This is a genomic window from Salinivirga sp. (assembly GCF_035268865.1).
Taxonomy (GTDB): Bacteria; Bacteroidota; Bacteroidia; order Bacteroidales; family Salinivirgaceae; genus Salinivirga.
Window position 1 is genome coordinate 1 of sequence record NZ_DATFKB010000165.1, and the last position, 11538, is coordinate 11538.

13 protein-coding genes are annotated in these 11538 nt (G+C 37.6%); 8 read left to right on the top strand and 5 right to left on the bottom strand.

Annotation, left to right across the window (positions count from 1 at the left end; genetic code table 11):
- A partial coding sequence (locus VJ937_RS09705) for a response regulator (protein ID WP_324066702.1) occupies positions 1 to 1416 on the top strand: 1416 nt, incomplete at its 5' end.
- 20 nt (positions 1417 to 1436) lie between these two features.
- On the opposite strand, the gene VJ937_RS09710 is transcribed toward VJ937_RS09705, so the two are convergent.
- Complete coding sequence (locus VJ937_RS09710) at positions 1437 to 2201, bottom strand: glycosyltransferase family 2 protein (RefSeq protein ID WP_324066703.1); 765 nt, start codon at positions 2199 to 2201, stop codon at positions 1437 to 1439.
- 10 nt (positions 2202 to 2211) lie between these two features.
- A complete protein-coding gene (locus tag VJ937_RS09715) occupies positions 2212 to 3852 on the bottom strand; it encodes a glycosyltransferase family 39 protein (protein ID WP_324066704.1) in 1641 nt (546 codons plus the stop codon).
- A 149-nt stretch (positions 3853 to 4001) separates the two neighbouring features.
- Between VJ937_RS09715 and VJ937_RS09720 the strand changes: the two genes are divergently transcribed.
- The 7 genes from VJ937_RS09720 to VJ937_RS09750 all read left to right on the top strand — a co-directional run bounded on the left by VJ937_RS09720 (position 4002) and on the right by VJ937_RS09750 (position 8624).
- A complete protein-coding gene (locus VJ937_RS09720) occupies positions 4002 to 4670 on the top strand; it encodes a phosphatase PAP2 family protein (protein WP_324066705.1) in 669 nt (222 codons plus the stop codon).
- A 12-nt stretch (positions 4671 to 4682) separates the two neighbouring features.
- A complete protein-coding gene (locus VJ937_RS09725; protein ID WP_057953246.1) occupies positions 4683 to 5027 on the top strand; it encodes a hypothetical protein in 345 nt (114 codons plus the stop codon).
- Between the two features lie 17 nt (positions 5028 to 5044).
- The gene (locus tag VJ937_RS09730) at positions 5045 to 5872 is read left to right on the top strand and encodes a peptidylprolyl isomerase (protein WP_324066706.1); all 828 of its coding nucleotides are present in this window, start codon (positions 5045 to 5047) and stop codon (positions 5870 to 5872) included.
- 7 nt (positions 5873 to 5879) lie between these two features.
- On the top strand, positions 5880 to 6305 hold the full coding sequence (locus tag VJ937_RS09735) for an RHS repeat-associated core domain-containing protein (RefSeq protein WP_324066707.1): 426 nt from the start codon (positions 5880 to 5882) through the stop codon (positions 6303 to 6305).
- Between the two features lie 416 nt (positions 6306 to 6721).
- Positions 6722 to 7378 (top strand): hypothetical protein, encoded by a 657-nt coding sequence (locus tag VJ937_RS09740; protein WP_324066708.1) that lies wholly within the window; start codon positions 6722 to 6724, stop codon positions 7376 to 7378.
- 168 nt (positions 7379 to 7546) lie between these two features.
- Positions 7547 to 8113: an REP-associated tyrosine transposase gene (locus VJ937_RS09745; RefSeq protein WP_324066710.1), complete on the top strand. Its 567-nt coding sequence runs from the start codon at positions 7547 to 7549 to the stop codon at positions 8111 to 8113.
- A gap of 256 nt (positions 8114 to 8369) precedes the next feature.
- The gene (locus VJ937_RS09750; RefSeq protein WP_324066711.1) at positions 8370 to 8624 is read left to right on the top strand and encodes a hypothetical protein; all 255 of its coding nucleotides are present in this window, start codon (positions 8370 to 8372) and stop codon (positions 8622 to 8624) included.
- Between the two features lie 442 nt (positions 8625 to 9066).
- Here VJ937_RS09750 and VJ937_RS09755 read toward each other — a convergent pair whose 3' ends face one another.
- The 3 genes from VJ937_RS09755 to VJ937_RS09765 all read right to left on the bottom strand — a co-directional run.
- Entirely contained in the window at positions 9067 to 10278 is a 1212-nt protein-coding gene (locus VJ937_RS09755; RefSeq protein ID WP_324066712.1) for an FtsX-like permease family protein, read from the bottom strand.
- 3 nt (positions 10279 to 10281) lie between these two features.
- Positions 10282 to 10629: a 30S ribosome-binding factor RbfA gene (gene rbfA / locus VJ937_RS09760; protein ID WP_324066713.1), complete on the bottom strand. Its 348-nt coding sequence runs from the start codon at positions 10627 to 10629 to the stop codon at positions 10282 to 10284.
- A 137-nt stretch (positions 10630 to 10766) separates the two neighbouring features.
- The coding region (locus VJ937_RS09765) for an SGNH/GDSL hydrolase family protein (RefSeq protein WP_324066714.1) at positions 10767 to 11538 on the bottom strand (772 nt) is incomplete at its 5' end.

Below are 11538 nucleotides of genomic sequence, written 5' to 3' on the forward strand. Positions count from 1 at the left end.
TTCATGCTTTCTAATGCAGGGTGGATCCTATTTTTACTTTTATTGGGATCTTTTGCTGCCTATCGAATGCAATTCGTAATTACACGGCCGCTTGCAAGTCTGGCAATGGCCTCAAAAAGAATTTCGCAAGAAGCAGACTACTCCATCAGGCTCCACAGGGAAGGTAAGGATGAAATTGCTACTGTTTACAATGCATTTAATAATATGCTCAGGCAAATTGAGAAACGCGATGAGGCAAGAAATGCAGTGGAGCTAAAACTGCAAAAGGCAAAAGAAGATGCCGAAAGGGCTGACCAACTCAAAACCAGCTTCCTGACAAACATGTCGCACGAAATTCGCACACCAATGAATGCTATACTGGGTTTTACCAACCTAATGCTGGAAGAACACCTGACTCCCAAACAAGAAGAAGAATATCTAAAAGTAATTAATGAAAGCGGAGCAACATTATTGAACCTGGTAAACGATATTCTGGATATATCGAAAATCGAATCAGGAGAACTTAGCATTGCAGATGGGATTTGCGATATTAATGCGCTCTTCAGTGATCTTTTTGTCTCTTTTAACGAAATTAAAAGTCAAAAAAAGAAAGCACACCTGGAGTTATACATAAATAACCCACTCAATCATAAAAAAATACTACTTAAAACAGATCCGTTTCGCTTGCGACAAGTGCTTGTGAATTTATTAAACAACGCCATAAAATTTACCGATAGTGGCCACATCGAATATGGATTAAAAGAAAACGACGACATCCTTATTTTTTATGTGAAAGATACCGGTATTGGATTTGATAATTCACACATAAATGAAATATTTAAACGGTTTAGAAAAATAGATGATGAAAAAACACGGCTATATCGTGGCGCGGGCCTGGGACTAGCCATTTCGCAAGATATAGTAACATTACTTGGAGGCAAATTTCATGTAGAATCGGAACCCGGTGAAGGATCTGTATTTTCATTCTCATTACCCAAAATCCTGGCAGAAAAACAAGATTTTCCGGACAAAAAAGATGATAGCAGTAAAACAGACCTTGATTTAATGGGAAAAACAGTGCTAATTGCTGAGGATGAGCCCAACAACTTTAAATTCTTAAATCAATTACTTCAAAAATACAATGCCACCATAATTTGGGCAAGAGACGGACAGGAGGCAATTAACCAGGTTGAGCGTCAAAAAACAGACCTTATCCTAATGGATATAAAAATGCCGGTTTTGGACGGTTTCGAAGCAACGAAGCGCATTAAAGAGCAATACCCCGAAATGATCATCATTGCACAAACGGCTTATGCCTCCACAGAAGTAATGAGAAAATGTAAAACTGCCGGCTGCGATTACTTTGTGTCTAAACCCATTAAAAAATCTGAGCTTATAAGCACACTGAAGCAGGCATCAGTTCATCCAAAGGCATAAATACAAACGCCTTTGATCTATTAAACCCGGGTCTGTTTTTGTGGTTTTCTGAATATTTTAAATCTGGCAAGGCCAATTTTCTGAAAGAAATAGGCAAAAGAAACACCCAAAACACCAATACCATATTTCGAGCTTCTTGCAAGGTTAATCGATGATGCTTCGTCGAAATACTTCGTAGGACAGGTTACTTCTGCAATTTCGTATCCTGCAAAAAAGATCTGGGCCAGCATTTGGTTATCGAACACGAAGTCGTCAGAATTCACATTGTAATCGATGTCTTTTAAAACTTTGGCTGAAAAAGCTCGATACCCGGTATGATATTCACTGAGCTTTTGATTCATTAGTATATTTTGTGCCAGTGTGAGTAAACGATTGGCTACATACTTGTACCATGGCATACCGCCTTTTAAAGCACCCTTACCCAAAATACGCGAACCGAGCACAACATCATAAAGGCCATTGGCAATAATGTAGCACATGGAATGAATCAGCTTCGGAGTATATTGATAATCGGGATGCAACATGACTATGATATCTGAATCAAGGTCAAGCGCTTTATTGTAGCAAGATTTTTGGTTACCCCCATAACCTTTATTGATATCGTGCTTTACAATATGCCTGATGCCCAGTTTCTGTCCTACTTCTACAGTTTTATCACTACTCCGGTCATCCACCAGAATAACCTCATCAACAATGTCGAAAGGAATTTCATTGTATGTTTGCTCTAAAGTTTGCTCGGCATTATAGGCCGGCAAAACCACTGTAATTTTTTTGTTGTTGATCATCGATCTGCATTTATTTTTCAGGGTCGCGAAAACAGAATACGAACCCGTTTTTTTCTCCAAATTTTTTCAATTGCGGATATTTCTTCAGGTATTTTTCTGCCCGGTGGGTTTTAATTACAAACCAGGCTCTTTTATCAATATCGCCTTTAAGCAGCCAACCTTCCGAGATGCTTTCACCATTATCTCTTGTGGAACGCTTGCCATAAAAATAGTGGGCATAACTTTTAAACCCTAATGGTTCCACGTATACATCCTTTTCAGCTTTCGATTTATAAAATTCAATTGCTGCACGCTGCGAATAGCCTTCTATTTTTGGGGTCACAATGGTCATCGCCAATAATAAAAACAAAGTGGTACTACTTAAAAGTACTGTAATGGTTGTCATTTGCTGTTTTTTGTGCCAGCGTAATAAAAAAAACAGTACTCCCGCCAGCAGTACAATTCCGGTCAGAGACTCCCAGCCTGTCCAAACCACATCGGCCTGCATATTGCCTTGTGCAAACTTATCTTTTATTATACCCGATGCAGCGATCTCTTTGGCGTACATGCCAATCCAGGGCAAAGCCGCGGTGGCCAGCGCATAAAATCCCCCCAAAACACCTATCCCGATTGGTATCCAGCGGCCTGCTTTTATTTCTCCTTTGTAAATGCGGTACATTACGTAAGCAGCCAGATAGGTTAGCGGAAAATAGCACATCGAAGAGTAATGAATAATCTTGGTATTCACAATGGTAAATAATATCAGTACCGTCCAGAATAACACCACCATCATCAACCGCATTTGTTGCTGCAACGAGTCATCGTAATTTCTCCTGAAACTTTTAAGTGCAAAAATTGAGGCGGGAAAAACACCAATAAATAAAATCACAAAATGATATAATAAAAAGCCTCCGTGACCTGCACCCTCTTTGCTGAAAAGGTGTATCTGGTATTCAATAAAATCGACCAAAATATCGTAATTGCCATTGAGAATTTGCAGCAAAAACCAGAACCCGCCAACAAAAGCCACTACAAATGCATAAATCATGACATCTTTCCAGCGAATTGTAACGCGAAACTTACGAACCATAAGGTATATAATTCCGGATAGTGCAAATATTAAAAAGCCAACAGGTCCTTTGGTCAGTACAGAGAGCCCAATGGCAATGGCTGATAAAATGCTGTATTTTGTGAGCGGGTTATGAAAATAGCGAAGAATAAAATAAACACCCAGAAAAATGAATAAGTTAAACCAGGGGTCAATAATTCCGGATTTAAAATAGAAAAAAGGAAGTAACGACCCGGCATAAACAAGTACCCACAAAATGCCGAAGCGCTTATTGTAAATTTCACGTCCCAAATTGTAAAGTATCAGCAACGTTAATATGCCACAAATGGCATTGGGAAACCGTGCGGCAAACTCATTGATGCCAAAAACCTTCATGGAAAGTACCTGCATCCAGATAAAAAGTGGCGGTTTTTCCCAGAAGGGCTCAAAATTTACCTGTACCGTTAAATAATTTCCTGAAGCAATCATTTCCCGGGCCGATTCGGCAAAGTTAATTTCGTCCCAATCGAACAAATGCACCTGCCCCAAAAACGGGATGAACAGCAGTGCGGCCAGAACCGCAATAATGACCTGTATTCCGGTATTTGTCTTATAAAATGGCATCGAAGTAGTTTTTCGCAATTGCCGCAAACTTACATAAAATTTTCCGAATCTTATATAAGGCGTGAGCTGGAACTAGTTGCATATAGAAATATACATCCTGTTGCAAAGTTTTCAAATGATTGTCATATTTTTGCCATAAAGCCTGAAATATGTTGACAGAACTTCTGAAAAAACAAAAAGCCTTTTTAACTGCCTTTGTAATATGGATTGTGCTATCAGTAATCTTACTTCTGCTGGCCGACAAAATATACTGGCAACAATTTTTCGACGCACGACATTCATTAACATTCGATTACTTTTTTAAATACTTTACCTGGTTTGGTGATGGGTTGCTCATTGCCATTTTGAGCATATTATTTGCTTTCTACAGAATCAGGTTGGCGCTTTTCTCGCTTACCACTTACCTGGTATCCGGCCTTTTTGCACAGTTACTAAAACGGTTTGTATTCGACGATGTAAACAGGCCCGGTTATGTGTTCGACCAAATAAATCTGGAACTCACACAGGTACTCGATGTGGGACTGAAAAGTTACCATAGTTTCCCTTCGGGGCACACCACATCGGCATTCGCATTTTTCTTTGTGCTTTCAATAATGTTGGCCGGAAAAAACCAATGGGGCCAATTACTGTTTTTTGCAGCAGCTTTTTTAGTTGGCTTTTCACGGGTTTATCTGAATCTGCATTTTGTAAATGACGTGGTAATGGGTAGTTTACTGGGCGTTTTAACTACATTTCTGATGTATCCGCTTTTTTCAGGTTTTAAAGCTCAATGGCTCGATAAGCCATTAGGAAACATAATTTTTAGTAAAAAAAGATAAAGTATGTAATTTATGATTGATTCAAAAAAGATAGAGCAACAACTAGCTGATATTTCCAAAAAATTCAATATCGAAAACGACCTCATTCATTTCCTTTTTTTTATTGGTATACAAGAGAGTGGATTAGGGTTTCGTGAATTTACAAAAGATGAAAAAACAGATTTAATTGAACTTGGCGGAGCCACAGTGCTTGCTCCACAAGGATTTTACAAAAAAATAGATACAGACAACCCTGTGCCTTACTATGTGGTTGACCCTGACAAAAAAATACCAGAAGGACATCAAAGAGAATTGTTACTGAAACAAGGCATCGTTGCCTATTTTGAAAACCACACCCATGAAATAAGTTCATCGTGAGTTAAAATATTTTAATTATGAAGCACACCATATTATTTTTGTTGTTTGGGTTAATATTAAACTCAACAACATTTGGACAAGAAGAAAGCGACCGTTCAAGGGTTCAATTGAGCACGCCCTACGGCGATATGATAATTGAGCTTTACAATAAAACACCAAAACACCGCGACAATTTTCTGAAACTTGTCAAAAACGGATTTTATGACAGCCTGCTCTTTCATCGTGTTATAGAAGGATTCATGATTCAGGGCGGCGACCCCGACTCACGCAACGCAGAAGATGGTAAGCGCTTAGGAAATGGTGGTCCCGGATATCAAATACCTGCAGAATTTGACACCACGCTTATCCACAAAAAAGGTGCACTGGCAGCAGCCCGTGAGGGTGATCGTGTAAATCCCGGGAAAAAAAGCTCCGGGTCACAATTTTACATAGTACAGGGCAAAATTTTACCGCTACAGGTACTCGATCAAATGGAAAATAAGTTTAATCAGCGCCGGGTAAATCAATTAATTAACCAATACCTGCAAGAACCAGCACATGCAGACCGCAAAAAAATAATGGACTCCTTACAAAAGGCTCAAAAATACGAGGAGCTAAATGACCAATACCGTGAAGTAGAACAAATCATTACCTCAGCCCCGGATTATGAGCCCTTTAAATTTTCACCCCGGCAAAAAGAGATTTATTCAACCGTTGGCGGTACGCCCCATTTAGATGGAGCATATACCGTTTTTGGACAGGTAGTGGAAGGATTAAGCGTAATTGACTCCATTGCGGCCCAACCCACCGATAAGTACGACCGCCCTGTAGAAAACGTTACAATGGAAATGAAAGTAATAAAGTAGACTTATTATGGGGTTGTACGATTACGGTGCCAGGTATTATGCAAGTTGGATAGGTCGGTTCGTTAGTGTCGATCCGTTGCAGCATGACTATCCTATTTATACGCCTTATCAGTATGCAGGGAATCAGCCAATAATTGCTATTGATATGGATGGGTTAGAGCCAAAAAAAGTAGAAGAAACAGAAGGTTTTAAAGCATTTTCGAAAACAGAATTTGGCAATAAATATTTAAATGCATATAAATCTGGACCGCTAAAACAACATGATATCAAATTCATGGAAAGGCCGGGAACCAAATATGGTGATGCTTCATCATTCAAGTTTATTATTGATGGGAAGGAATATTCAAGAAACGAAATAAATGAACAAAATATTAATAAAATTACCAATTTTAATTCATACATCTATATTCCCCCCGCTGGCGCGAGCTTGTAGCTCGTGCCTCATACAGCGCTATCGGGGTAAATTTAAAGAATTAGCAAACAAACAGGAGGTTATTGTAAATTAAAATATGCGAAAGAGGGACTTTATTAAAAAAGAGTATGAACAACTTAAAGAGTTGGTTGGTGAAGAGAAAACAAAGAAATATTATAGGGATGGTAATTATAATTTTATGCCAATTGCTATAACCATAATGATTTATAGTCTAAGAAAGTTGGCAATTGAAAAACCAATAATATTTATTATAGTGATATTTTTAGTCATCACTATTGTTTTTCTTTCAATTAGACATTGGTTTTTCCTTTAAATAGAAATGCTAACTAGACATGAATGGCACGATCTGCAAGCTCGCGGCTTGATTCTCTCGGAATTGATACAACTAAACTTATGCTCAGACCTTAATTTTAATTATGAAAACATTAGTTATAATAATAACAATTCTGCTTTCTTTAAATACATGTATTTCAACCGACAATGACACAGAATCAATTCTAAAAAGTGAAGTTGAAAAGTTACCTTATATGAGTTGGGAGAAGATACAATTAATTCAAGACACACTTTTTCTTGAATTAATTGACAGCTTGGAGTTTTCTCAACCTTATATTGAGAGTGAGCAACTATTATTTATATTTCGAAAAACTTCAAATTTAAAGTTTGATAAAGCTAAAGCTCTTAAGTTAAAGATTAATTTTCCCAATAGGCCTCAAACTAAATCTCATAAAAAAACAGTTAAGATCAAAGATGTTCAACACAATGTTAATATCAGATATAAAAACAAATTATTCACTAAAATTACTGAATTCTTATTTTATGATAGAAACTCAAGATATGAGGAAGGTTCTTTAATCCTATTTAATTATGCGTATGGATATATGAATGATAGAATAAAAAAAGATATACCATACAATGAAAACTCATTTGAATTATTCTACAAGTATAGTTGTAATGATGAATTATATAAAGATTCACTATTGAAAATGAGATCCGTAATTAATAGCTTACCGAATACCGAATACCCTTCTAAAATTCTTGACAAAATCATGAATATAAAGGAGCAGTTCAATTAACGTAAGGCCCCCCAGCTGGCGCGAGCTTGTAGCTCGTGCCTCATACAAACCAGTCGATGTTGTTTGTAGCTCGTGCGTCTTTTAAATCATGCAGTATTCTTAAATAAGTTTTATTAAAGCATTAGGATATTGACTCAACATCAGGCATAGATTTACTATATTTACAGTATGAGTCGGAAATACAGATTTTACAACCCTGAAGGTATTTATTTTGTCAGCTTTGCAACCGTGTATTGGCTTGATGTTTTTGTTCGGCAAAACTACTTTAGTACAATGGCGGAAAGTCTTGAGTATTGCAGAAAAGAAAAGGGCTTGCTTCTTTTTGCATATTGTATTTTACCTAGTCATGTGCATTTGATTTTTAAAGATAAAAATAATGATCCCGGCAATCTATTAAAGGAAATAAAAACATTTACTTCAAAACAATTACAAGCTCAAATAAAAGAAAATCCACGAGAAAGTAGAAAAGAATGGTTATTATGGTTCATGCAGCGGGCAGGCAAGAAAAACAGTAATGTTAAAAAAAGTCAATTCTGGCAGCAAAATAATAAACCAATTGAATTATGGAGCAGAAAAGTGATTGAGCAGAAAATAGCATATATTCATAATAATCCGGTGGAATCAGGATTTGTTACTAAACCTGAACAATGGAAATATAGTAGTGCTTCAAATTATGCAAAAATGGAAGAAGCAATAGAAATTGATAAAATTAATGAACGGTTGTATATTAAATAAAAACGGCACGAGCTTCAAGCTCGCGCCAGCGGGGAAGGTAATATAGAGCCAAAATGGAGAGATACCTATAGCGAAGAAAATTTTATAATTGGTATCTTTACTGTTATTGTATTGATATGTTTAGTTGTTTGGATATTTTTTTAATTTATACATCAAAGCTCAAAAAATTGAATATGTGATGAATGGCACGAGCTGGAAGCTCGCGCCAGCGGGAGGATTTTTATAATATGGCAAAAGAACCAATAGTAAATAAGTTATGAAGTGGGATGACAAAGAGAGAAAGAAATTTATACAATCAGAATATGAAAAATTAAAGCGTATAATTGGAGAAAAGAAAGCTAGGAAATATGTAAATGACAATGATTATAACTTTAATGTTGTCGGTATGGCTTTATTCTTTGAAAGAGTCATTAAATTCGCAAAGAAGCATCCAACTATTGCTATTATCGGAATAATTTTAATAATTGCATTAATCATATATTTTATATACGACCGTTATTTTCTTTATTAATATTAATGAAAATAAAAAGAAAGCCTTCTAGGGCTTTGGTTTTTTATTAATAAGCATGCCTGGCTTTGGCATCACGTAACATGGCATCGAGTGTGAAAAGGATATAGGATTTATCGTTTTCTTTCAAGGCCGCAATTTCATTGATCCTTTTAAGAATACTTTTGTCTTTTAAGTAATCTTCTGTATTACCGGTAAGATAATCGAGAGAAACCTCAAGGGTCCCCCCGCTGGCGCGAGCTTGTAGCTCGTGCCCTCATACAAGCCAGACGATGTTGCTTGTAGCTCGTGCCCTCGTGAAAACTTCCCTTAATTAGTAGCACTTTTAATTAAAGTATTCCAATTAAAGTCTTTTTCATGCAGGAACGTCGGAGTGTTATGTTAAAAGCGAAAACAGAACATCTTAAAAACCTGGGGAACCTTTAAAATTGTAATAAAAAAATAATTATTTCAAAATACGGCGTGTAAGCAGCCTTACCGGAATGTACGAAGCAATAAAACCGATGAGTGCCACAACTACCAGTACCCAAACGAAATCTATAGCCTGAATGTCTACCGGGTAAGCATCAATGATAAGTGTGCCCTGTGTGCTTATTTTAATCAGAGAATAAGTTTGTTGTAACCATGCAATAATAAAACCGAGCAACAACCCGGTAATTGCTCCCACAAAAGTGATCATGAATCCTTCTGCAATAAAAATTTTCCGTATGAGCTTATTATCTGCCCCCATGCTCTGCAATATAAACATATCGTGTTTTTTGTCGATAATAAGCATCGTAAGTGAACCCAGAATATTAAATGATGCTATAACGAGTATAAACGACAGAATAAGGAATATGGCCCACTTTTCTGATTTCATAACCTTGTAGAAAAACTCATGCTGTTCATAGCGGTTTTTCACCACGAAATCTGGGCCGAGCCTTTCCTGCAAATCAGCTTTCACCTCATCAATATCTGTTTGGGGATCGGTTTTTAATTCGATAGCAGATATCTCATTGCCGGTCTGAAAAAGTTCGGAAGCAAATTCCAGGGGTACAATCACGTATTTTTCGTCAATCTCCTGTCTGATAGAGAAAATGGCAGACGGGATGATATAATTTTGTCGAAAGGCATTACTTGCAGTAACATTCAAAGATGACTCACGGTTTGGGGCAAATATTCGAATCGACCGTGCAAAATTCAGGTTTACCCCCAAAAAATAACTCAACCCCTGGCCTACGATACAAAACTGTCCGTTTTTTGGTTGCTCCGGAGCCATGCGGTTAATCATGGTATCGAGCCCCGTAACATTCATGTACTGATTATCGACAGCCTTAATACGCGCCGGGTGGGTTTTCTCGTTATATTTGAGCAAAACATTCTCCTCTATCACCTTTGCATAAACGGCTATACCATCGGTTTTTTCAATCATTTTGAGTGTAGCACCATCGGCCTCGAAACGTTTGCCTGAAGCAGGTAAAATTTTCAACTCAGGATCAAAAGAGCTGAAGAGGCTGCGCACCACCTGATCAAAACCATTAAAAATAGACAGCACAAGAATTAGCGCAAAAGTTCCCACCAATACACCTGTTACAGAGATACCAGAAATAATATTAATGGCATTCTGCTTTTTACGTGAGACAAGGTAACGGGTAGCTATAAAAAGTGGGAAGCGCATTTTTTAGTCTTCGTTGAGTTTATCCTCAATTTTTTCAATATAATCGAGCGAATCGTCCAGGTAAAAATGTAGCTCAGGCACTTTTCTCAGTTGGTGCCTTACCCTTTTGCCTAAATTATAGCGCAATTCACCGGCAGCATCGTTTACTTTTGCCACAATAGCTTCAGGGTCATCAGCCGGAAAAAGGCTCAAATATACGCGGGCTATACTTAAATCGGCAGTAACCCGAACCTGTGTAACGGTAAACATTACACCGGGATGAATAGCCGATCCGTCTTGCTGAAGCATTTCACCAAGATCACGTTGCAGCTGACGATTAATCTTTTTTTGTCGTTGTGTTTCTTCCTTCATCTTCTACTCCTTTCCGTCAGTAAATTTATTTCTACAAAAGTAATGCTTTTTTCCGCTTTTTAAATATACCCATCACTCCAAAAACAATTGATAAACACAACCCGAAACATATCCGGGCATTTTTGCCAAATATTCAATTACCGATCTTTTAACAGATTATGTTTTTCAATGAATTGAATTAACGATTTGGCCATTTTCTGGTGATCCTCAACTCTGGGGTGCCCATTCTTAGCTAGATATTCAAAAAAGTGAACGTACACATTTTCATCATTTAATGCCTGAACGGCCTTACGAATATATCCGGGCCATGGCGAACCGGGTGCCACAGCAGCCATACTGCCGAGGGTGCATATAATTGGTGAAGCCGGATAATGGCTACGTAGTTTTTGAATGAATGCTTTGTAATGAATTACAATGTCATTACTTTGTATTACTGAATCCCCAAACTGATACTGGTAAGCCTCCATTTTATGATTCTCTATTATCCAGGAGTCATTTTGCCCCAGATTTACCACAACCAGGTTAGCATCAGCATCATAAAAACCCCATGGGATCTGTGAATTGTTAGGGTTTAGGCGGTTATAAAGCTCAGGCATAATTTGCGGATACCAACTAACCATAAAACCAATACCTCCCCGCGCTATGCAATGATAATCTGCATTATAGTGCCTTGCTGTAATGGCAGCGTAACTCATGTAATTATTTGTAAAAATACTATCTGGCCTGTCCTGCCCGGAGTAATCCTCATTGGCGAACCCTGCGGTAACAGAGTTACCATAAAACGCAAATTTATGTTTGTGCTTTTGCTGAGGTAGAACTTCGGCATTGCGTCCGATTTTAAACCCATAAAAATTTGTGGTTCCTGTAGTAAATTCGGTGCGCCTGAAAAGCTCTACCGTATGTACACCA